At 63.4% G+C, this 21,678-nt stretch carries 24 protein-coding genes and 1 pseudogene; 9 read left to right on the top strand and 16 right to left on the bottom strand.

The window, feature by feature from the left end:
• Positions 1–58: 58 nt before the first annotated feature.
• From L0B83_RS17560 to L0B83_RS17545, 4 genes are all read right to left on the bottom strand, one after another.
• The gene (locus L0B83_RS17560; protein ID WP_234759836.1) at positions 59–1,102 is read right to left on the bottom strand and encodes a Gfo/Idh/MocA family protein; all 1,044 of its coding nucleotides are present in this window, start codon (positions 1,100–1,102) and stop codon (positions 59–61) included.
• Positions 1,102–1,878, bottom strand: coding sequence for an amino acid ABC transporter ATP-binding protein (locus tag L0B83_RS17555; protein WP_308194020.1), 777 nt, complete (start codon positions 1,876–1,878; stop codon positions 1,102–1,104). Before L0B83_RS17555 ends, L0B83_RS17560 begins: the two co-directional genes overlap by 1 nt.
• On the bottom strand, positions 1,875–2,663 hold the full coding sequence (locus L0B83_RS17550) for an amino acid ABC transporter permease (protein ID WP_234759835.1): 789 nt from the start codon (positions 2,661–2,663) through the stop codon (positions 1,875–1,877). The genes L0B83_RS17555 and L0B83_RS17550 overlap by 4 nt, the downstream gene beginning before the upstream one ends.
• Positions 2,664–2,737: 74 nt before the next feature.
• Positions 2,738–3,619 carry an ABC transporter substrate-binding protein gene (locus L0B83_RS17545; RefSeq protein WP_234759867.1) on the bottom strand — a complete coding sequence of 294 codons (882 nt, stop codon included), beginning with the start codon at positions 3,617–3,619 and terminating at the stop codon, positions 2,738–2,740.
• Positions 3,620–3,763: 144 nt separating this feature from the next.
• On the opposite strand from L0B83_RS17545, the gene L0B83_RS17540 reads away from it, so the two are divergent.
• Positions 3,764–4,840 carry a LacI family DNA-binding transcriptional regulator gene (locus L0B83_RS17540; RefSeq protein WP_234759834.1) on the top strand — a complete coding sequence of 359 codons (1,077 nt, stop codon included), beginning with the start codon at positions 3,764–3,766 and terminating at the stop codon, positions 4,838–4,840.
• 2 nt (positions 4,841–4,842) lie between these two features.
• On the opposite strand, the gene L0B83_RS17535 is transcribed toward L0B83_RS17540, so the two are convergent.
• From L0B83_RS17535 to L0B83_RS17500, 8 genes and pseudogenes are all read right to left on the bottom strand, one after another.
• Positions 4,843–5,154, bottom strand: a complete 312-nt coding sequence (locus tag L0B83_RS17535; protein ID WP_234759866.1) for a transketolase C-terminal domain-containing protein — start codon at positions 5,152–5,154, stop codon at positions 4,843–4,845.
• 113 nt (positions 5,155–5,267) lie between these two features.
• Positions 5,268–6,731, bottom strand: a pseudogene (locus L0B83_RS17530) (transketolase); the annotation flags it as partial.
• Between the two features lie 17 nt (positions 6,732–6,748).
• Positions 6,749–7,096 (bottom strand): hypothetical protein, encoded by a 348-nt coding sequence (locus tag L0B83_RS17525; RefSeq protein ID WP_234759833.1) that lies wholly within the window; start codon positions 7,094–7,096, stop codon positions 6,749–6,751.
• 408 nt (positions 7,097–7,504) lie between these two features.
• Positions 7,505–8,212 carry an SRPBCC family protein gene (locus tag L0B83_RS17520; RefSeq protein WP_234759832.1) on the bottom strand — a complete coding sequence of 236 codons (708 nt, stop codon included), beginning with the start codon at positions 8,210–8,212 and terminating at the stop codon, positions 7,505–7,507.
• 56 nt (positions 8,213–8,268) lie between these two features.
• Positions 8,269–8,547, bottom strand: a complete 279-nt coding sequence (locus tag L0B83_RS17515) for a hypothetical protein (protein WP_268821072.1) — start codon at positions 8,545–8,547, stop codon at positions 8,269–8,271.
• Between the two features lie 83 nt (positions 8,548–8,630).
• Complete coding sequence (locus tag L0B83_RS17510; RefSeq protein WP_234759831.1) at positions 8,631–9,563, bottom strand: SDR family oxidoreductase; 933 nt, start codon at positions 9,561–9,563, stop codon at positions 8,631–8,633.
• A 138-nt stretch (positions 9,564–9,701) separates the two neighbouring features.
• Positions 9,702–10,271: a DUF6328 family protein gene (locus L0B83_RS17505; protein WP_308194018.1), complete on the bottom strand. Its 570-nt coding sequence runs from the start codon at positions 10,269–10,271 to the stop codon at positions 9,702–9,704.
• Positions 10,268–10,492: a hypothetical protein gene (locus tag L0B83_RS17500; protein ID WP_234759829.1), complete on the bottom strand. Its 225-nt coding sequence runs from the start codon at positions 10,490–10,492 to the stop codon at positions 10,268–10,270. The genes L0B83_RS17505 and L0B83_RS17500 overlap by 4 nt, the downstream gene beginning before the upstream one ends.
• A gap of 55 nt (positions 10,493–10,547) precedes the next feature.
• On the opposite strand from L0B83_RS17500, the gene L0B83_RS17495 reads away from it, so the two are divergent.
• The 3 genes from L0B83_RS17495 (at position 10,548) to L0B83_RS17485 (ending at position 12,904) form a co-directional block, all read left to right on the top strand.
• Positions 10,548–11,279, top strand: a complete 732-nt coding sequence (locus L0B83_RS17495) for a DUF72 domain-containing protein (RefSeq protein WP_234759828.1) — start codon at positions 10,548–10,550, stop codon at positions 11,277–11,279.
• Between the two features lie 36 nt (positions 11,280–11,315).
• The gene (locus tag L0B83_RS17490; RefSeq protein WP_234759827.1) at positions 11,316–12,296 is read left to right on the top strand and encodes a cation diffusion facilitator family transporter; all 981 of its coding nucleotides are present in this window, start codon (positions 11,316–11,318) and stop codon (positions 12,294–12,296) included.
• Positions 12,297–12,433: 137 nt separating this feature from the next.
• Positions 12,434–12,904 (top strand): hypothetical protein, encoded by a 471-nt coding sequence (locus tag L0B83_RS17485; RefSeq protein ID WP_234759826.1) that lies wholly within the window; start codon positions 12,434–12,436, stop codon positions 12,902–12,904.
• Between the two features lie 58 nt (positions 12,905–12,962).
• Here the strand turns inward: L0B83_RS17485 and L0B83_RS17480 are convergent, their stop codons facing one another.
• From L0B83_RS17480 to gad, 3 genes are all read right to left on the bottom strand, one after another.
• The gene (locus L0B83_RS17480) at positions 12,963–13,115 is read right to left on the bottom strand and encodes a hypothetical protein (protein ID WP_234759825.1); all 153 of its coding nucleotides are present in this window, start codon (positions 13,113–13,115) and stop codon (positions 12,963–12,965) included.
• A gap of 90 nt (positions 13,116–13,205) precedes the next feature.
• Positions 13,206–14,072 (bottom strand): class II glutamine amidotransferase, encoded by an 867-nt coding sequence (locus L0B83_RS17475; protein ID WP_234759824.1) that lies wholly within the window; start codon positions 14,070–14,072, stop codon positions 13,206–13,208.
• A gap of 62 nt (positions 14,073–14,134) precedes the next feature.
• Complete coding sequence (gene gad / locus L0B83_RS17470) at positions 14,135–15,535, bottom strand: glutamate decarboxylase (RefSeq protein WP_234759864.1); 1,401 nt, start codon at positions 15,533–15,535, stop codon at positions 14,135–14,137.
• Positions 15,536–15,749: 214 nt separating this feature from the next.
• Between gad and L0B83_RS17465 the strand changes: the two genes are divergently transcribed.
• The 5 genes from L0B83_RS17465 to pgsA all read left to right on the top strand — a co-directional run bounded on the left by L0B83_RS17465 (position 15,750) and on the right by pgsA (position 21,272).
• Positions 15,750–17,348: a S53 family peptidase gene (locus L0B83_RS17465; RefSeq protein WP_234759823.1), complete on the top strand. Its 1,599-nt coding sequence runs from the start codon at positions 15,750–15,752 to the stop codon at positions 17,346–17,348.
• A gap of 99 nt (positions 17,349–17,447) precedes the next feature.
• The gene (locus L0B83_RS17460) at positions 17,448–17,729 is read left to right on the top strand and encodes a YegP family protein (protein WP_234759822.1); all 282 of its coding nucleotides are present in this window, start codon (positions 17,448–17,450) and stop codon (positions 17,727–17,729) included.
• A gap of 276 nt (positions 17,730–18,005) precedes the next feature.
• On the top strand, positions 18,006–20,015 hold the full coding sequence (gene thrS / locus L0B83_RS17455; protein WP_234759821.1) for a threonine--tRNA ligase: 2,010 nt from the start codon (positions 18,006–18,008) through the stop codon (positions 20,013–20,015).
• Between the two features lie 29 nt (positions 20,016–20,044).
• A complete protein-coding gene (locus tag L0B83_RS17450) occupies positions 20,045–20,650 on the top strand; it encodes an HIT family protein (protein WP_234759820.1) in 606 nt (201 codons plus the stop codon).
• Positions 20,643–21,272, top strand: a complete 630-nt coding sequence (gene pgsA, locus L0B83_RS17445; RefSeq protein ID WP_234759819.1) for a phosphatidylinositol phosphate synthase — start codon at positions 20,643–20,645, stop codon at positions 21,270–21,272. The genes L0B83_RS17450 and pgsA overlap by 8 nt, the downstream gene beginning before the upstream one ends.
• 119 nt (positions 21,273–21,391) lie before the next feature.
• Here pgsA and L0B83_RS17440 read toward each other — a convergent pair.
• The coding region (locus L0B83_RS17440) for an HNH endonuclease signature motif containing protein (protein WP_234759818.1) at positions 21,392–21,678 on the bottom strand (287 nt) is incomplete at its 5' end.

Raw genomic sequence — 21,678 nt, 5'->3', positions numbered from 1 at the left:
TTGGGTTTGGGTAGTTGGCCGCGCGGGGCGGACTGTGTCGTAGTTGGAAAGATCGGCCCTACGCGAGAGCGTGGATTCTTTCGATGACCCTGAGGATTTCAAGGGATTCCGCGGGGTCCACCGGCAAGGGGCCACCTCCACGGATGGCCGTCGCAAGCCCGGCATAGAACCGGGGGTACGACCCGGTCTGGGCAGGCACGGGACGATCGTCTCCATCGGTCCCCAGAACGCCCCAGGTAGCCGGGGGCTCAACACCAAAGGCTGGATCCGACGGCGTCAGGCCGGCCGCGAGAGCCGCCTCCTGGCCATCCAGTCCCCACTTGGTATAACCGGCCTTGGACCCCAGGACATGGAACCGCGGTCCTGCCTGGGCAGCCATGCCGTTCATCCACAGCCTGGATCGCACTCCTGAGACATGGAGAAGGGACACGAATGCTTCAGTGTCTGCTCCATCCGGGTAAGGTCCATAGTTGGCGGTCTCGCCATAGCAATCCGCGACGGCGCCGAAAAGCTGGATGGACTGGTCGATCAGGTGGGCGCCGAGGTCATGGAGGATGCCGCCGCCCTCAGCCAGCGACGCCGTGTCACGCCAATTGCCGAAGCCTTCCGGACGCCACCACTCGAACCGTGACTCGAAAGTTCGGACATCACCCAGCCCTCCTTCCCGCAGGACGTTCCGTAGGGTCAGGAAATCGGCGTCCCACCGGCGGTTCTGGAATACCGTCAGCCGCACACCGGCGTCGGACGCCCTGGCGATAAGCTCTTCTCCGTGAGCCGACGTTGTGACGAACGGCTTGTCCACTACCACGTGGAGGCCGTGGGCAATCGCGGTGGCGGCAAGGTCGAAGTGGGTGAGCGGGGGAGTGCCGAGGACCACGAGGTCCAGGTCCGGGGCCAGCGCGAACAGTTCCTCCGGGGTGGGGACTATCCGCACGCCGGGGTAGAGCCTTGCCGCTTGCGCCGCGCGTTCCGGGTCCGCGGTGACGATGACGTCGAGGGAGTAGCCGGGGTCAGCCGCAATAAGAGGCGCGTGGAAGACCTTTCCGGAAATCCCGAAACCAACGACGGCGGTGCGGATGCGTGCCTCTGCAGATCCCGCCATTAGAGCACTTCCGAGAGGAATCGCTGGAGCCGCTTGCTGCGGGGGTTGTCGAAGAGTTCGGCCGGGGTGCCTGACTCCACGACTTCACCCTCATCCATGAACACCACTTGGTCGGCGACCTTCCGGGCGAACCCCATTTCGTGGGTAACAACCAGCATGGTCATCCCGCGGCGTCCCAGGCCGGCCATGAGGTTCAATACGCCCTTGACGAGCTCGGGGTCCAAGGCGCTCGTTGCCTCGTCGAAGAGCATGACCTCGGGTTCCATCGCGAGCGCCCGGGCGATGGCGACGCGCTGTTGCTGGCCTCCCGACAGGTCCCGGGGGCGGTGGTCGGCACGTTCGGCGAGTCCGACTTCGGCAAGGCTGCGGCGGGCGCGTTCCCTGGCCGCTGCCTTGGACATTCCTTTCACGCTCCACAGTGCCAGGGCAACGTTCTCAAGGGCGGTGTGGTCGGGGAAGAGATTGAAATGCTGGAACACCATGCCGATACGGCTGCGCAGGATGTCCGGTTTGACCTTGAGCGCGCTTTCGCCGGCCAGGAGGACATCGCCGCTCTTGGGTTCGTGGAGCCGGTTGACGCCTCGGAGAAGAGTCGACTTGCCGGACCCGGAAGGGCCGATGATGCAGGTGGTGGTGCCGGGTGCGACGTCCAGGCTGACGTTGCGCAGCACCTCGACGTCCCCGTAGGCCATGGTCAGGTTTCTCAGCTCCAGGCTGGAACCGTGGAATGTCTGGACACTGGCGGCGGTGCTGTTTGTGCTGGTGCTGGCGCTCATGTGTTGCTCCCGGTGATCTGCGGCGAAACCGCGTCGAGTTCTGTGACTTCCTTCAGGCCGCTGCTGGGCGCGCTCGGCCGACGGCGTCCCGTACGGAACCGGCTGTCGAAGTAGTTCACGAGGTGGGTCAGCGGGACGGTGATGACAAGGTAGAAGACACCGGCCATGACCAGCGGTGAGAGGTTTCCGGAGAGCACGGCGGCGTCCTGGCCCACCCGGAAGAGCTCGCGCTCGCCGACCAGCAGGCCGAGGAAATACACCAGTGAAGAGTCCTTGACGATGGCGATGAACTGGTTCACCAAAGCCGGCAAGACCCGGCGGATGCCCTGGGGCACCACCACGAGCCGCATCGACTTGGCGTAGCTCATGCCCAGGGCACGGCATGCTTCGCCTTGGCCCTTGTCTACGCTTTGGATGCCGGCACGGAAGATCTCACCGATGTAAGCGCTGGCGATGAGGCTTAGCGCGATGATGCCGAGCGGATACGGGGAGGGGCCGAAGATCGACTGGCTGAGCCGGGCGAAGCCTTGGCCGATCAGCAGGATGGTGAGGATGGCCGGAAGGCCCCGGAATAGATCGGTGTACACGCGGGCAGGGACGCGCAGCCAAGCGGAGGACGAGATCCCCATGACGGCAACGACCATACCGAGCGCGACGCCGATGATCGTCGCCGAGATCGAAATGATCAGTGTGTTCAGGAGTCCGACGCCGATCAGTTGCGGGAAGACCTCGGCCATTGCGCCGAAATCGAAGAAGGTTCGTGTGATGGTGCTTAACCAGTCCATGGTTTGCTCTCAGACTTAGGTGGCTGTTGGGCGGGCGGACCGCGGTTGGTCCGCCCGCCCGCAAGATGGTTGGACTACTTGCTGGGCGCCGGGCTGGCGGTCTGCTCAGCCTTGGGCAGGTACTGCGTAGGCATCGGGGATCCCGGGAACCACTTCTGGTAGAGCTTCTTCCACGTGCCGTCTTCCATGGCGGCGGCCAGTCCCTTGTTCAGGGCATCCTTGAGGGCGGTCTTGTCCTTGGCCAGGGCGAAGCCGGCTGGTGCGTCAAAGGAGGGAATATCGGCGGCGCTGACCAGGCCGAACTGCTGTTCGTAGGACTTTGCTGCCTCGTAGTCGAGGAAGTGGGCGTCGGCCGAGCCGCTGTTCACGGCGGAAATCGCGGAGTTGTTATCCGGGAACCGCACCAGGTTTGCGGTGGGGAAGTTCTTGACGGCGTATGCCTCCTGCAGCGTGCCCTGAACCACCCCCAGCCGCTTCCCGCCGAGGCCGTTGACGTCCTTGATTCCCGACGTTTTGCTCGTCAGGACGGTCAGGTAACCGGCGAGGTAACCGTTGGAAAAGTCCACGGTCTGCTTACGCTTTTCCGTGATGCCGATGGCAGCCACCCCTACGTCGAACTGGCCGTTGGCAACGGCTGGCAGGATCGCCGAGAAGTCCTGTCCGGTGAAGACCACTTTGTCCACTCCGGCGCGGTGGGCGACATCCTTGAACAGTTCCACGTCGAAACCCGTGAAGTTACCGGTGGCGTCCGTGAACGTATATGGCTTGGCGTCTCCCAGGCTGGCCACGCGGATGGTACCGGGTTCGATCAGGCCATAGGGATTTCCAGCAGTTGACGACGAGGCAGGGGTCGATCCGCCACACCCGCTCAGCGCCAAGAGGGCTGCGACAGCAGCCGCAACGATCGCCCCGGGGCGGAGGTTCAGTCGATTAGTCACAGCGAATTTTCCAATCATGAGATGCGAAGCGGCCTTGAAGCCTTGTGCAATTCCCTTGTTGAGTCCGGTCTCAGTGGCTAGGATTGAGACCGGACTCACATGGGGTTGCAAAAAATGTAACCCAAGGCACACTGGCCGTCAAGGCCCGTTCGGAAGGCATGCATGAGCAGCAATGGTTCGAGGCGGCGCGAGATTACCGTGGCCGACGTCGCGAAAGCGGCACAAGTGTCCAAGGCACAGGCCGCCCGCGCCTTGGGAAATTACGGGGCCGTCAGCGAAGATGTCCGGAGCCGTGTCCTAGCCGCGGCGGAGGAACTTTCCTATCGGCCGAACGAACTGGCCCGCAGCATGAACACCGGCAAATCCAACACGATCGGGGTGGTCGTCGGCGACATCGAGAACCCCCACTTCGGACTCGCGACGCGGGGCATCACGGACATCGCCAAGAAGAGCGGCTACAACGTTATTTTGATTAACACTGATGAAGAACTCACCGCGGAAATCGAAGCGGTCCAGGTCTTGCTGGACAAGCGCGTTGATGGGCTGATCGTCGCCCCCGCGTCCTCCGTTGAAACAAAACACTTGCAACACGTGCACGAAGCAGGACGGCCCCTCGTGCTCCTGGACCGCAAGGCCGAACGATTGGACGTGGAGACGATCGCGGTGAGCATGGCCGACATTTCCTACGAGTCGACCCGGTACCTTCTCGAGTCCGGCCACCGTCGTATCGCTTTTGTCTCCACGCTGAAGGCCGGCTCTGCGTACCGGGCCGGAATGGTTCTGGATTCTTCGCAGATCTCGGAGCGTTTGGAGGGGATGCAACGGGCCTTCACGGACATCGGACTGACCCTCCCGGAGGACCAAGTGCGACTCAACGCGGGCGACGCGGATTCCATCCGGAACATCACCCGCGAACTCCTTCTCAGGCCCGAGCCCGTCACGGCCATTGTGGCATCCGACGGCCTCATAGCGCTCAGCGTCGTCGAAGCCATCCAAGAGCTTGGCCTCTCGATCCCGGACGATGTTTCGTTCCTGATGTATGACGACTTTTCCTGGACCCGCCTGACCAGCCCACCGCTGACTGTCATCGCCCAACCTGTCTACGAAATGGGCGTGGCCGCTGCCAGTGCACTGATCCGGCAGATCGAGGGTCGGAAACCCGCGCCGGACCGGCCCGAGTTCTCCGCCCGGCTGGTCCGGAGGGGTTCGGTCTCAGCGCCGCGCGCCGCGAGGGTCTGACTCTATTCCGCAACAAGGTCGCGGGCGGCGGCGGCGATGTGGCGTGCCGAAATACCCGCTGCGTTGAGCAGGTCCTTGGGCTCGCCGGAACCAGGAAGTTCCCTCACGGCGAGCAGCGCCAAATGGAGCTTGGGAGTGTTGGCGCTTGCGAGCGCTTCGAGGACGGCTGAGCCGATGCCGCCTTGGGCGTAGTGGTCTTCCGCGACAACGATCCGGCCATCGGTTTCGAGGCAGGTTCGGCGCAAAGTGTCGACGTCGATCGGTTTGATGGAGTAGAGGTCGATGACGCGGGCTTTGATCCCCGATTCGGCCAGTTGCTCCGCAGCGGCGAGGCATTCGTGGAGCGTGACTCCGGCGCCGATGAGGCCTGGTCGTCGGGTCCGGCGCCGTGCACCTTGCTTCCGCCAAGGGGGAACTGCTCGTCCGGACCGTAGATCACGGGATAGGCGCCCCGTGTGGCGCGCAGGTAGGAGATTCCGGGCGTGTCGGCCATGGTGCGAACGAGTTGCGCCGTGGACGGGGCGTCGGCCGGGTAAAGCACTGTGGAAGTGTGCACCGCCCGCATGGCGGCAATGTCCTCCAATGCCATTTGCGAAGGACCATCTTGTCCGATTTCAGCTCCGGCATGCGTGCCGACGAGCCGGAGGTCCACCTCCGAGACTCCGGCCATGCGGATAAAGTCGAATGGCCGCGAAACGAGGAAAGCCGCGAAACTCGAGGCGAAAGCCACGTAGCCACGGACCGAGAGGCCGGTGGCGGCGGCGACGAGCTGCTGTTCGGCGATGAAGATTTCGAAATACCGGTCCGGGGCCACCTCCTTGAAATCCCCGGCGTGGGTCGAATTCCCCACCTCGCCGTCGAGGACCACCAGTTCGGGGCGGACTGCAAGCGCGGAAACGGCGGCGCCGAAGGCAGCCCTCGTCGCGACTTTGTCGCCGATCTTCCAATCAGGAAGAGCGATGGACACGCGGGAGTCCGGAGTGATTGCCGGAGTGCCGGGCTCGGGAGATCCGGTGGTCACGTGGACGTCGCTCGGCCCTCCGAGTTCCGCTATGGCTTTCTCGGCCATGTCCGCCGGCAGCGCTTTGCCGTGCCAGCCGTTCTGGTCTTCGATCTCAGGGACGCCTTTCCCCTTGATCGTCTTGGCCAGGATGACCGTCGGCGTATCGTGTTCGCTGCGGGCCTGGCGCAGGGCGTCATCGATCTCGGCGAGGTCATGGCCATCAATAATGAGCGGTCGGGCCCCGAACGCCTCGACCCTCCTGGCGTAGGCGTCCACGTCCCATTGAAGTTCGGTGGGGCCGTCCTGCCCGAGCCGGTTGACGTCCACGACGGCGGTGAGGTTGCCGAGCTTGTAGTAGGCCGCCTTGTCGATGGCTTCCCAGATGGACCCCTCAGCCAGTTCGCTGTCGCCGCACAACACCCAGGTGTGGAAGGGAAGCTTATCGAGGTGACGGCCCGCGAGGCTGACGCCGACGGCGACGGGCAGCCCTTGTCCCAGCGAGCCGGTCGCCACATCCACCCAAGGCAGCAACGGCGTCGGGTGGCCTTGAAGCCGGGCACCGAACTGGCGGTAGGTATTCAGCAGCTCATCTTCCCCGACGACGCCCACAGCCCGGTACATGGAATACAGCAGGGGTGAGGCATGGCCCTTGGAGAAAATGAGGTGGTCATTGTTCGGCAGTTCCGGATGTTCCCAGTCGTAGCGAAGGTGCCGGGCGAGGAGGACCGCCATGAGGTCGGCGGCAGACAACGACGACGTCGGGTGACCCGAGCCGGCGTTGGTGCTGCACCTGATGGAGTCCACCCGCAACTGCGTCGCCAAGGCGCGAATGGAATCCGTATCTTCGATTTCCCGTGGGGCTTCGGTAGTTGTCCTCTGCTCTGACATGCCCGGTCCCTCTCTGCTTAGTGCTCGTCCAACCGTTTGAGCAACGTCCCCAAGGCGTCGCGAATGTCGTCATGGTCGTATTGGCCAGCGCGGCTTTCGCCTGAAATGACGGCGCATCTATGGATTTTCTTGAAGTCTCCATAGGGGAACTTGTAGCGCCCTTTCTGTCCCTCGGGATGCTCATCGTCCACACCGAGGAACCATTTCGAATATTCGGCGCTGCCGTTCTTGTCCAGGAAGGCGCTCTCGTCCTTCGTCGAGGGAGCGTGTTCGCTCCAGTCGTCCCTGGTATCGATAACCACCTTGTTGTCCTTGATCAGGCTTTTCGCATGATCGAAGGCCTTCTTGTTGAGTTTTACCGTCATGGTTGGGACCTCCATCCCGGACGTCAAAATTCGTGGGCAGCGACCTCACTCAAGCGTGAGGGGCGGTTCTCCCAAGGGCCGCGACGGCGGGAAGGGAAGATCCGGACCCGGCTCCGGAACGGGAGAAGGTCCCGGCTCGGGCAGTGGAACCGGCTCGGGGGTTCCCGGGCGGGGCCCGGGCTGAGGTTCCGGACCCGGGGTGGGCACAGGCGTGGGCCCTGGTTCCGGCAACGGCACCGGCTCCGGCGTCGGGCTTGGACCAGGTTCGCGGGTGGGGTCGACGTTAGGGTCGCGTGTGGGGTCTGGAGGGAACTCGCTCATTGGTTGCACCTCGATTCGTCATTAATGTTTCGGGGGCTTCCGTGGGGCCGGCCTGTTGGTGGCCGACCCCACGGAATGCGCCGGGACTCAGCGGTCCGACGGACGCGGCCCTTTTTCCGTGCCGGGTCGGGCTTCCGTGGTGTAGTCGCCTTCGATCCGCTCGGTGGGGAGATCCGTGACCCGCTCGGTGCCGTAGTCGCCCTCGGTGTACTGGCCGACGCGGTTCGGGTCGCCGTCGTCGGCTGCTTCCGCGGCCGCGGGGGCCGTCATATCAGGATCGACGGCGGGAAGCTCCGATGCGGCCCCGGCAGGGTAGGCTGCTTCGCCGGAGTCCTCGACGTCGCCGGCGGCCACCGAACCCCGCCATCCGCCCGTCTCGTGGCCGCGCTCTTCGATGAATTTCTTGAACTTGTCGAGATCTGCTGAAACCCGCATATCGTCGATACCCACCAGCGAGCCGGCCTTTTCGGTGATGGTCTCGGGCTCCCATTCGATCTCGACGTTGACGCGGGTACGGTCAGCGCCAAGTGGTTCGAAGGTTACGGTGCCGGCATTCCTCGGTCCGTCGATGCTGACCCAACTGACCAGAGAATCCGGGACCTGCTCAAGGATTTGGGCGTTGAATTCGCGCTTGACGCCGCCGACGTTGGTGGAAAAATGCAGGGCGGTCTCGTCGATTTGTTCCACCGATTCGACGCCCTTCATGAATTCCGGGAAAGACTCGAACTGGGTCCATTGGTTGTAGGCAACGGACACGGGAACCTCTACGTCGATTGTTCGATTAACGGTGGCCATATTCGTGCTCCTTGCTTTCACTCGTTCCTGTGGATGTTTGTGGACTTTTGGCGGGTTTAGCCGGCGTCGAAGGTTTCGCCGTCGTCGTCCTTCGGGGACTGATCCTGAGGAAGGCCTGTTGCATCGCCCTTTGGTTCGGACGAGAAAGAGCTCCCTGGCTTGTTTCCGTCGTCGTTCGACTCATCCAGTTCGGCATCTGCCGACGGCACTGCGGCTGATCCGTCGGATTCCCCCTGATTGGCCTGCTGGGCGTCGCGTCCTGCCGTTTCTTGTTCCGGCGTCGGAGTTCCGTAGCCTCCGGCTTCCTCTTCCTCGGCTGCGTGCTGCTTGTCCATGTCAATACCGTCCGTTCCGTGCTGGTTGACTTTTTTGATGGAAAGAGAATCGAAAATCGGGAATGGAAAATCGAGGGCGGCTTCTAAAGGCCCTTTCCGCCAGTGACCGGGAGAACAGCTCCAGAGATGTACGAGCCCTCGTCCGAGGCGAGCAGGACGTAGGCCGGAGCCAGCTCCGCCGGTTGCCCGGCCCTGCCGAGCGGCGTGTTTTGCCCGAAGTCCGGCAGTTTGTCCGGCCACTCCGTCGCAGGTATGAGCGGCGTCCAAATGGGTCCCGGGGCCACTGCGTTGACCCTGATGCCCTTGGGTCCCAGCTCCTGGGCGAGAGCCTTGGTGAAGGCCACTTGCGCAGCCTTGGTCATGGCGTAGTCGATGAGCTCGGGCGAGGGGTTGAATGCCTGGATAGAGGCAGTGACGATGATGGATGCGCCCGGCTTGAGGTGGGGGATGGCCGCCCGGGCCGTCCACATCAAGGAGTACAGGTTCGTCTTGAAGACCCTGTCCATCTCCTCGGTGGGCAGTGTCTCGAGTCCTTCGCGGTTCTTTTGGTATGCGGCGTTCAGGACCAGGGTGTCCAGCCGGCCGAATTCGGCGACGGTACGTTCCACTGCCTGCTGGCAGAACTCTTCTGTGCGGCAGTCGCCCGGCAAGGTCAAGGCCTTGGTGCCGGCCTCTTGGATCCAGCCGGAGGTAGTACGGGCGTCCTCGGACTCTTCCGGAAGGTGGGTAAAAGCCACGTCGGCACCCTCGCGGGCGAAGGCAATGCCGACCGCTGCCCCGATCCCGGAGTCGCCGCCGGTGATGAGGGCTGCCCTGCCCGTCAGCCGGCCATGGCCGGTGTACGAGAGTTCGCCATGGTCGGGCACGGGATCCATTGGCGCGGTCAGTCCCGGCTGCTTTTGCTCTTGTTGGGGGAAGGATCCTGAGTAATAGCCCGCACGCGGATCCCTGGGCGGATAAGGCTGCGGACTAGGTGTTTGTTCCGCTTCGTGTTGTTGCGGTTCTGGCTGGTTCATGATCACCCTCTTCGTCGGCCTTGTGACGTGTTGCGTGAGCTTGCCTCCTTCTTGAAACTAGTAGGCCGGGCGGACTCTTGTCCATGGCTTTCAGGAAGTTCATCAGCAAACTTACTATATTGCTCCGGAGGGCCTAGACTAGGGCGAATTTCGGTCCTGCTGCTGGTTTTCAGGGGGTGTGCCCGGTCCCGTTTTTGGCCTTAGGCGACGGCGGCGGGGGGACCAGGAAAGCAGGGGGTACAGCAGCACGAGCACCACGAGGGCGGCAAGGATGCTGCCTCCGGCGGTGAGGCCGGCCTCGGGGGCCACGGCAACGCTGAAGATCAATCCGGCGCATCCTGCGATCAGCAGGGACACGCACGCCACGACGGCCTTGACGATGATGTCGCCTGCAGCAACCAGCCGGTACTTGACGTGGTGCTGGAAGAGCCTCCGGTGCAGGCTGACGGGAACCAGCATCAGGCCAGTGGTCATGGTCGCCAGGACGACCAGCAGGAGGAACCACCACCTTTGCATCTCTGTGAGCGTGCCAAAGCGCTGCTGGAACGGAAGGGTCAGAAGGAAACCGCCGATTATTTGCACGCCCGTTTGCAGGACGCGTATTTCCTGGAGCAGTTCGTTCCAGTTACGGTCCATCCGTTGGTCCTCGGACTCATGCCTGCTGTCGGTAGCCGCCCCCGGTGGCAGGGGATCTTCCGGTCCGCTCACGACGGCCGCGGCAATTCGCAACCCGCCACAGGGTTCAATCCCATGTAGTTCAAGGGGCCGGCAACAATATTCAGGGTGATGGTTGCGAACTGGGAACACTGCGCGGGAACAGCGCTGAAGTAGCCTCGCTGTCCTGCGGCGATTGCTCCTATGACAAGCCAGATCACCACGATCAGCCCGAAAATCGACCCGAAGCGCATGGCCTTCGACCAACCTCTCATCAATCCCGTATATCATCAGCTTACTTATTTAGCGACGTCGAACCATAGGCTGCGAATGGGAATACACGTAGGCACGTCGGGGTGGAGTTATGACCACTGGGAGAACGTGTTGTACCCGGCCGGCGCACCTTCGCGCGAGCGGCTCGGGTACTACGTGCGGCAATTCGAGACCGTCGAACTCAACGCGAGTTTCTACCGGTGGCCCCGTGATACGTCATTCGCCAGTTGGCGGCGCCGGCTGCCTGAAGGGTTTGTGTTTTCCGCCAAAGCACCCCGTGGCCTCACTCACGGAAAGCGCCTGTATGCCCCGGAATCCTGGATCAGCAGGATCACTTCGGCATGGCATGAACTAGGGGACAGGCGTGGAGTGCTGTTGGTCCAGTTGCCGCCGGGAATGGAGCGCGACGACGAGCGGCTGGCCTATTTCCTTGGCCTCCTCCCCGAGTGGATTAAGGTCGCCGTCGAATTCCGCCATCCAAGCTGGCATGAGGAGCCAGTCTACGAGCTGCTTGAACGGCACCAAACGGCCTATTGCGTCATGAGCGGAGCGCAGCTTCCTTGCGTGCTGAGGGCCACAGCCCCGCTTGTCTACATCAGGATGCATGGGCCGGATCACCACCACCTTTACGGAGGTTCATACTCCGATCAGGACCTGCGCTGGTGGGCGGACCGAATTGCTGAATGGGAGGCGGCGGGCAAGGAGGTCTTCGCCTATTTCAACAATGACGGTGAGGGCAACGCGGTCCGCAACGCCCTCACCCTCCGGTCATTCGTCGGCGACCGCTAGGCGTGCACTCCGTGGTTGTTGGATACGGTAGGTTCCATGGCTGAAACCCAGAAGGTCAAGGAGTCATTTTCAACCCTTAAGACCGTGGTCTTCGCCTTTGCCGCAAATCTTCTTGTTGCCGTGGCAAAGACAGTCGCCGCCGTGCTGAGCGGCTCCGCTTCGATGATCGCCGAGGCCGCCCACTCCTGGGCAGACACGGGAAACCAAGTCTTTCTGCTCGTTGCGGAGCGGCGATCCGCGAAGGAACGGGACGAGGCCCATCCGATGGGTTACGGCAGGGAAGCATACGTGTGGTCCATGTTCGCCGCCTTTGGCCTGTTCACAGCCGGCGCCGTGGTTTCGGTGATGCACGGCATCCAACAGTTTTTCGCGCCCGAGCCTGCCGGGGATTTCGCGGTTGCCTACGTTGTGTTGGCTATTTCGTTCGTCCTCGAAGGGGGTTCGTTTGTCCAGGCGTTCCGGCAGGCGCGTCAGTCCGCGCGGGAACTCGAACGCCGTACCTTGGAGCAAGTGCTCAAGAGTTCAGATCCCACCATGCGTGCTGTCTTCGCGGAAGACAGTGCAGCGTTGATCGGCCTGGTCATTGCCTTCCTGGGCATCTTCCTCCATCAGCTCACAGGATCGCCGCTTCCCGACGCCTTGGGATCCATTTTCGTAGGGATCCTTCTCGGTGTGATCGCGGTGGTGCTGATCGACCGCAATCGTCGCTTCCTCGTCGGTCAGGGCGTTACTCCGGACCTCGAGAAGTCGATGGCGATGCTGGTCTTGGAACACCGGGAGATCGAGCGCCTGACCTATCTGCACCTGGAATTTGTCGGTCCGCGCAAGCTGTACCTGGTGGCGGCGGTCGATATTACGGGCGACCTTCGGGAGCATGATGTAGCGATTGCACTGCGTCGCGTCGAGCGGGAACTGGAAGGCGAAGAGACCGTCGAGGAAGCTGTGCTTACCCTCGCTACTCCCGACGAACCCTCGTTGTCCTATGGCATTCGGTCGCCGTCACCGGGCGTGGAGTAGCGCAACTCCGTCATCGCACCGGCGCCGCCGGCGCGAAAACGAGTGCAAGCTACTTGCCTTGCTTCACTGAAGGCTATTGACTCGAGGGACCAGCATCCGCGCGGCGGAAGCACATTAACTTTTCGAGGAGAGCTGCAATGGACGGTCAACTGTGGATTTGGATCGTGGTGGCGATTGTGGTCATCGCGGTGATCGTCGCCGTCGTCGTTTATGGGCGCCGTGCGAAGATCGCCGCCAACCGCAAGCGGGCTGCGGACCTCCGCGAGAAAGCCCAGGCCGACGCTATCGGAGCCCATGAGCGCAACGCCGAGGCCGCCCGGGCGGCCGCCGACGCAGCCCGGGCGGAGAAAGAGGCGGAACGCCTGCACCGCGAGGCAATCGACAAGCAGAACGCCGCCGAGCGCGCCAACGAAGCATCGCAAAACAGGCTTCGCCGGGCAGAAGAGCTGGACCCCGATGCGGGCAGGCGTTCGGAACCGGACGGCGCGGGGGACCGCCGGGACAGGCACGACGGCGAAACCTGGCGGGAGCGGGACAACGACGGCAACCGCCGGGCCAGGGACGAGGACCGAGGTGGCGAGGACGGCCGCCGGGGGCCGAGGCCCTAGGCGCTGGTCCTTCAGGACGAACGCTTCGGCTGCCCGGCATCAGGCGTCCGGCGTCGGGCTAGAAAATCCGGAAATCTCCGGCGTCAGCGTTGGCAGACGGGTACACCACTGGTTCCCACCCCAACTCGAGCAGGACGTCATTGATGCTCAGTTGCCCGTCGAGTTGGACGGCCGGGACGAAGGCGGTATCGGATTCGACTTCAGCGGTCATGGATCGATCTTATGTGCGGCAAAGGCGCGCGGACGTGATGAACACGCGAGCTTCACGGGAGGTCGCCAAGCACAGTTTTGTGCCCGGCAATCACGGCTTCTGGGAGGCGGCTGCAGAAGGGGAAAGGTCTGACAGCGTCAGGGGATGTGCGGGCGCTCCCGGGAAGGGGCGGGTGACAGTGACGGCCAGATCCGGAGTGACGTGGACGAGTGCGCCGGAGGGGAGCTCGCGCCACTGGGCATTGTCGTCCATCGGTTCGGTGGCGATGAGGACGTGCCCGGCACCCGAGGCCTCCTTGCTGTGGGCTCGAATCCGGGAACTGCGTGCGTCCAGTGGCGGCGCCCCGGCCGAGTGGGCAGCCGGTCGCTCCAAAATGTGGAGTTCATGCGTGTCCGGATATCTGACTGCCCACATGTCGCTCGCTGTTGTCAGGATGAGGTTCAGGCTGAACACCGGCAATTCCTGGGCGATCCAGCTGATCGCGCGGGTGATGCCCGCTCCGACGTCGCCGTTTGCGCGCCTGGTCTCGGCCGTGATCAGTGCGAAGAGGCGCTCACTGTCCGTTTGGCCTTTGACCAGGTCCGCGACCCCGAACTCCGCCAGCCGCTGATCGAGCCGTTCAAGATCGCCGAAGGATCCGTTGTGGGCAAACAACCTCCCGTCCTGCTCGAACGGGTGCGTGTTGACCATGGTGTGGGCGCCGGTGCTGGCATACCGGACATGGGCCAGGAAGGTGGTGCTCTTCAGGACCCGGGCCTCCCGCGCAAAGGCGTGGTCCTCCCATGCGGCGAGGGGCTGCTTGGCGACATGCGCGCGACCGGACGCGTCAAAGGTGCCTATGCCGGCGCCGTCGGGCTCGCGCCGGCTCTGGTCAGCGAGGCTGTCCGGGGCATCCAAAAGCCAGAAAGTGGCCCGGACTGCCTGCGACCCTGCATGCAAGCCGAACAATCGGCACATGGCAAGCGTCCTTCCTTGAAGTGACTGGTGTTCCCTGAGTCGGCCGGTGGCGAAGCTGCCGGTTAGTGGTGGAACGCTTTGGTCTGCCCATCGGCGGGCATCGGTGCTGTGAGGGCGTCCAAGTAGGCGACTTCTTTCTTGAGGTCAGCCAGGAAGCTGGAGGCGAGGTCCCGGGTGAAACCGTTGCGGACAACGATCCGTTGGACGGTGATTTCGCTCAATCCCTCCGGCATGGGGTAAGCGGGGACGAGCCAGCCATTCATCCGCAGCCGTTCCGACAAGTGGTGGAGGTTCCAATTTTCCGTGTAGCCGTCGGCGAGTTGCCAAGCAAAGACCGGAATGTCGGATCCGTCGCTCCACAAGGTAAACGCGTCCATCGCCCCTATTTCGCTTGAGAGGTACAGAGCCACGTCCCGGGAGGTTGCCTGGACAGACCTGTATCCCTCGAATCCAAGCCGGAGGAACAGGTAGTACTGGAGGAGCACCTGAGCGCCCGGGCGTGAGAAGTTCAGCGCGAAGCTTGGCATGTTCCCGCCGAGGTAGCTGACATGGAAGATCAAGTCCTCCGGGAGCGCTTTTTCGTCCCGCCAAATGATCCAGCCAAGGCCGGGATAGACCAAGCCGTACTTGTGACCCGATGTGTTGATCGAGGCAACGCGCGGAAGGCGGAAGTCCCAGACTGTTTCCTCGTGCAGGAAGGGCGCAACCATGGCTCCGGAGGCGCCGTCAACGTGGATCGGAACATCAAAGCCATGCTTTTCCTGGATTTCGTCCAGCGCTGCCGAGATTTGGTCCACGGGCTCGTAGATTCCCGTGTAGGTGACGCCCATGATGGCCACAACGCCGATGGTGTTCTCGTCGACGTACTTGTCCAACTCGTAGCCGTCCAGCATCTGGTGTTCCTTCGATACTGGAACGTACCGGGCCTCCACATCCCAGTAATTGCAGAACTTCTCCCAGCACACCTGGACGGCGGAGCTGAGGACCAGATTGGGTTTGTCGGTGGACAGGCCGGCCGCGCGCCGTGCGTGCTGCCAACGACGCTTCAGGGCCAGGCCGCCCAGCATGCACGCCTCGGACGAACCGATCGTTGAGGTGCCGACGGACTTGGCTGGATCCGGAGCGTTCCACAAATCTGCGAGCATCCGCCAGCAGCGGGTCTCGATCAACGCCGTCTGCGGGTACTCGTCCTTGTCGATCATGTTTTTGTCGAACGTCTCGGCGTACAGTTTCGACGCTTCCGGTTCCATCCACGTGCCGACGAACGTGGCCAGGTTCAGGCGCGAATTGCCATCCAGCATGGCTTCGTCGTGGACAACCTGATAGGCGGTCGAGGGAAGGGACTCGCCGTCCGGAATGGTGAAACGCGGAAAAATAGTGGATTCTCCCGGACGGCTGAACACCGGGTTCAGCTCTACTGCAGTGTCGGGTTCGTGGGCTGATGTTCGGTGTGACCTACTGATGGTTCGCTCCTTTGTCGCCGCTGCCTGAGCCGCTGCAGTCGCACGGCCCGCCAAGGCCCCACGCTACCGTGGGTGGCCGCAGCGCCCAAGCTTTTCAAGCCGTCGACGATCGGGTCGGCGCCACCTTGGGTCCTTCCGTGCCGTGGTGCCAAAGTGGCTCCTGGTGCATAATCGCAGGGATGGAGCTCTATTAGCGCGAGCGTAGGAGGCACCAATGTCGATGCAGGACAATCCGGAAGATCGCCGCCCGGGGGAGACGCAAAACGTTCCCCTGCCAGGATCGGAGAGGAATCCCGCTCCGGGCGTCCGGGAAATTCTCGGTCCCGTTGACCCTTCCCGTCGGATCGAAGTGATCGTGGTCCTGAGGCGCCAGGAAGAGATGGCCGACATTCCGTCCGCCCCCCTTTCGCGGGAGGAACTGGCGTCCCGGTACGGCGCATCGGCCGCGGACCTGGACCTCGCTGTACGTACTTTCGCAGATCTCGGTCTCGAGGTCGTGGAGTCGGACGCGGCCAGCCGCAGGATCCGGCTGGCCGGAACCGTGGAGCAGATGAGCGGTATCTTCGGGACGTCCCTCGACGAACTGACCAGCCGAAGTCCGGACGGTACTGCTGTCACGCATCGGCATCGCACCGGAGGCCTCCAAATACCGGCAGCCCTCGACGGCGTCGTCGTGGCCGTCCTCGGCCTGGACGACCGGCCGCAGGCACGCGCCCAATTCCGCGCCATTCCCCTCGCCGCCGCCGCCACAAGCTACACCCCTCCGCAGCTGGGAAAAATATACAACTTCCCTGCGGGAACCGATGGGACGGGCCAGACGGTCGCCATCCTCGAGCTGGGCGGCGGGTACGGGCAGCAAGACCTTGACACGTACTTCCAGGGTCTCGGTATCCCCACCCCAAGCGTCACCGCGGTAGGAGTCGACGGCGGGGCGAACCAGCCGGGGCAGGATCCCTCCGGCGCCGACGGGGAAGTCCTGCTGGACATCGAAGTGGTGGGCGCCTTGGCGCCAAAGGCCAACATCGTGGTCTACTTCGCTCCCAACACTGACGCGGGGTTCCTGGATGCGATTGTCGCAGCCTCCCACGCAACCCCGGCGCCCGCCGCGATCAGCATCAGCTGGGGCCAAAGCGAAGACGCGTGGACCGGCCAGGCCCGGACGGCCTTCGACCAGGCCATGGCCGACGCCGCCGCCCTCGGCGTGACGGTGACAGCTGCGGCAGGGGACAACGGCAGCACGGACGGCGCAACGGACAACAAGGACCACGCCGACTTTCCGGCGTCGAGCCCGCATGTGCTGGCCTGTGGCGGAACGCGGCTTCAAGCGGACACGGCAACGGGTGTGATCACCGCGGAAACTGTCTGGAACGACGGCCCCCACTCGGCTACCGGCGGAGGATTCAGCGACGTCTTTCCGGTCCCCTCCTGGCAATCGGGCATCACGGGGCACGCCAAGCATGGACATGCTCCCAAGAACCGGGGAAGGGGAGTTCCCGACGTCAGCGGCGTTGCCGACCCGCAGACCGGCTACAAAGTGCGCGTCGACGGGAAAGACATGGTGATCGGCGGAACAAGTGCGGTGGCACCGCTGTGGGCAGCGCTCGTCGCCCGGCTCGCCCAGGCCACCAACAAGCGCTTCGGCCTGATCCAGCCGCTGCTTTACCAATACGGCAAGCAACCGGCGTCGGGCTTCCATGACATCACCTCAGGCTCCAATGGAAGCTACCAGGCAGGACCCGGCTGGGATCCCTGCACCGGGCTGGGCAGTCCGGACGGCAGTGCCCTGCTTGCATTGCTTGAAACCAAGCCTTAGCCAGGCACCCTAGTCCCAAAGAACGGCCTTCCAAACGGACCCTGGCTCGCTACACTAGTAAGTGCCCTTACTATCTCGGGTTTCAAAGGAGGCTACACAATGGCTGGATACTTTGAGCTGGTTGACGGACCCAACGATGGGTACAGGATTGCGCTGCGCGACGGCGAAGGCGAGCTAGTTGCCATGTCCACGACCTTTGCCACCAAACAGTCGGCCGTCCGCGGGATATCCGCACTCCGGGAGATTGCCGGAACGGCCCTCGTCAAGGATAGAAGCCACGGACGCTGGACCCCGTCGCTTGAGCGCCAGGCACACCACTTGCACCTGTTTCACCAACCCGCATGGCGGAAGCGCGAAACGCGAAGCGTGGTAGGCCACTAGTAGCCCTCCGCTGAAGCGGCTTCGCTGACCGCCTGGCATGTCGGGCGCCGCTGCGTTTGATCAGGCGCCGCTGCTTGGATCGGGCGCCCTCGGGGGCGCCCGAGTGCGGGCATGCACTCCAACTTCATGAGGAAAACGGCGTAGGCTCCGTGGGGAAAACGGCGCGCCTGCGCGGGCTTTGGCTGCCCCAGCCCGAACGGATACGATGGACGATGGCTGGCTGTGGTCCCCGTACGCCACAAGCTATGAAGCCTTATCAATGAATAGGAGACACCCGTGTCAGATGCCCAGCAGATCACCCTCATCGTCGATGGCGAAGAGACAAAGGTGACGGAGGGGACCACCGGCGCGGAACTCTTCTTTGAACGCCGCGATGTTGTCGTGGCCCGGGTCGACGGCGTACTTAAGGACCTTGACCAAGTGCTGCCCGAGGGCGCCCAGGTTGACGGCGTCACCATTGACTCGCCCGAGGGACTCAACGTCCTGCGCCACTCCACCGCGCACGTCATGGCCCAGGCTGTGCAGCAGCTTCGCCCGGACGCGAAACTCGGAATCGGCCCTTACATCACCGACGGCTTCTACTTCGACTTCGACGTCGCCGAGCCCTTCACCCCTGAAGACCTGCGGCAGCTCGAGAAGATGATGCAGAAGATCATCAACCAGAACCAGAAGTTCGTCCGCCGGGTGGTCACTGAAGACGAAGCCCGCGAAGCCATGAAGGGCGAGCCCTACAAGCTCGAACTGCTGGGCAAGAAGAACGACGCCTCCGACGCCGGTGAGGGCGTCAATGTCGAGGTGGGTGCCGGCGACATCACCATTTACGACAACGTGGACCGCAAGAGCGGCGAAAGCGTCTGGTGCGATCTGTGCCGCGGACCGCACCTGCCGAACACCAAACTGATCTCTAACGCCTTCGCCCTGACCCGCTCCTCGGCGGCATACTGGCTGGGCAACCAGAACAACCAGCAGCTGCAGCGTATCTACGGCACCGCCTGGCCCACCAAGGACGCGCTGAAGGCGTACCAGGAGCGCATTGCCGAGGCCGAGCGCCGCGATCACCGCAAGCTCGGGGCGGAACTGGACCTGTTCTCCTTCCCGGATGAGCTGGGTTCCGGCCTGCCGGTGTTCCACCCCAAGGGCGGAATCATCCGCAAGGCAATGGAAGACTACTCGCGCCAGCGGCACGTCGACGCGGGCTACGAGTTCGTGTACACCCCGCACATCACCAAAGGCCACCTCTACGAAGTCTCAGGCCACCTGGACTGGTACAAGGACGGAATGTTCCCGGCGATGCACATCGACGCGGAGCACAACGAGGACGGCACCGTGCGCAAGCCCGGCCAGGACTATTACCTGAAGCCGATGAACTGCCCCATGCACAACCTCATCTTCCGCTCGCGCGGCCGCTCCTACAGGGAACTGCCCTTGCGGCTCTTCGAGTTCGGTTCCGTGTACCGCTACGAGAAGTCCGGCGTGGTCCACGGACTCACCCGCGTCCGCGGCATGACACAGGACGACGCCCACATCTACTGCACCCGCGAGCAGATGAAGGACGAGCTCACCACCACCCTGAACTTCGTCCTGGGCTTGCTCAAGGACTACGGCCTGGACGACTTCTACCTCGAACTGTCCACCAAGAACGAAGACAAGTTCGTCGGCGACGACGCCACTTGGGAGGAAGCCACCCGCACCCTCGCCGAGGTAGCGGAGGCTTCCGGGCTGGAACTGGTTCCGGATCCGGGTGGAGCCGCGTTCTACGGTCCCAAGATCTCGGTGCAGGCGAAGGACGCGTTGGGCCGGACCTGGCAAATGTCCACCATCCAGCTCGACTTCAACCTGCCCGAACGGTTCGAACTGGAGTTCCAGGCCGCCGACGGCACCCGCCAGCGTCCAGTCATGATCCACCGCGCCCTGTTCGGCTCGGTGGAGCGTTTCATGGGCGTGCTGACCGAACACTATGCGGGCGCCTTCCCGGCGTGGCTTTCACCCGTGCAGGTGGTGGGCATTCCGGTGGCAGAGGCGTTCAACGACTACATGTTCGACGTCGTCGACCAACTCAAGGCCGCGGGCATCCGTGCCGAGGTGGACATTTCCTCGGACCGCTTCCCGAAGAAGATCCGCACCGCGAGCAAGGACAAGATTCCCTTCGTCCTCATTGCCGGCGGAGAGGACGCAGAGGCCGGTGCGGTGTCCTTCCGCTTCCGCGACGGCAGCCAAGACAACGGTGTCCCCGTTGCCGAGGCCGTCCGAAGGATCGTGGACGCCGTGAAGAACCGCGAGAGCTGACAGCCGGACACTACGGGGGCAGGGGACAAGTGCAGGAGAACACGGGCGTGACAGCTGACTATCCGGGCGATGCCGAAGTGACCGACGACTTCGGCCTCGCAGGCGTTCCTGACGCCTTCCAACGCCTCTGGACTCCGCATCGCATGGCGTACATCAAGGGCGGGCAGAACCAGTTCAGCGACGACGATTGCCCGTTCTGCGTGGCCCCGAGCCGCACGGACAAGGAATCCCTCATCGTGCGCCGCGGCAAGACCTGCTACGTGGTACTCAACTTGTTCCCCTACAACCCCGGTCATTTGCTGGTGTGCCCCTACCGGCATGTTCCGGACTACACCGACATCACCGTGCAGGAAACCGCCGAAATGGCGGAGCTTACGCAGACCGCGATGCGGGTGCTCCGAAAGGTGGCCAATCCGGCCGGCTTCAACCTGGGCATGAACCAGGGTGTGGCCGGCGGTGCGGGAATCGCCGCGCACTTGCATCAGCACGTGGTTCCGCGCTGGGGTGGGGACGGTAACTTCTTCCCCATCATCGCCCAGACGAAGGCCGTGACCCAGACCCTTGACGAGGTCCGCCAGCAAGTGGCCGACGCCTGGCCGGAAGAGTCGGATCTGTCCGGGGAGACGGATGCTTAACCGGCATGCCCGCGGATTCTTTACCGGGCTGTTCTCGCCCATGGCCCGGTTCCTGCTCAAGATGGGGGTGTCGCCGGATGCCGTTACCGTCGTCGGCACCGCGGGCGTCATTCTCGGAGCCCTGATTCTTTACCCCTTTGGGCAGCTCTGGTGGGGTTCGCTGCTGATCGCAGTATTCGCGCTGTCCGACGTCGTGGACGGCATCATGGCAAGGGTGCAGGGACGCAGCGGCCCGTGGGGAAACTTCCTCGACTCCACGCTGGACCGGCTGGCGGACGGCGCCATTTTCACCGGCGTCGCCATCTGGTTCTTCACGGGCGGTGGGAACAGTGCGATCGCAATCGCGTCCCTGGCCTGCCTGGTGCTCGGGATGGTGGTGTCCTACGCCCGAGCCAAGGCTGAATCCCTGGGCTTCTACGCCAATGTGGGCATCGCCGAGCGCGCGGAGCGGCTTATCTCCGTGCTCCTCGTCACCGGCCTGACCGGACTGGGCCTTCCTCCCGTCGTCTTGCTGGTGACCCTGGTCCTTCTCGCCGCCGCAACGGCTGTCACCGTCGTCCAAAGAATGGCTGCGGTCCGCGAACAGGCAACGGCAGACGTCGACGGCGGTACGCCCGCTTAATCGGCGATTCTCCCCTTGACGGGCCCTGCTTCTGGCGGGCCGGCAGTCAACCCCTGTCTTTCTTGGCCTGCGCTTCATTCCCTGTTGTTCATGTCCCCGAGTGGGTTATGTCCGGGCGTTTATCTTCGGGTGGGTCTGAAGTAGTGGTTGCGTCGGGGTGTTTGGTCCGGGTCGATGTGGGGTGGTGGTTTGTACCATGGCGTGCCGGAGTCGGTGGTGATTGTCCATTGTTCTTTGTGGATGACGTGGTGGTGGTGGCTGCATAAGAGGATGCCGTTGTCTGTTCCGGTGGGTCCGTCTTGTGACCAGTAGGTGCTGTGGTGGGCTTCGCACCAGGGTGCGGGGATCGTGCAGTCGGGAAAGGCGCAGCCTTGGTCGCGGGCGATGATGGCTTTGCGGATGTGGG

Origin of the sequence: Arthrobacter alkaliphilus (assembly GCF_021483235.1) — a bacterium.
In the GTDB taxonomy this organism is placed as follows: Bacteria; Actinomycetota; Actinomycetes; order Actinomycetales; family Micrococcaceae; genus Arthrobacter; species Arthrobacter alkaliphilus.
Note: the sequence above shows the minus strand (reverse complement) of the source record. Positions and strands in the feature narration are given on the sequence as shown.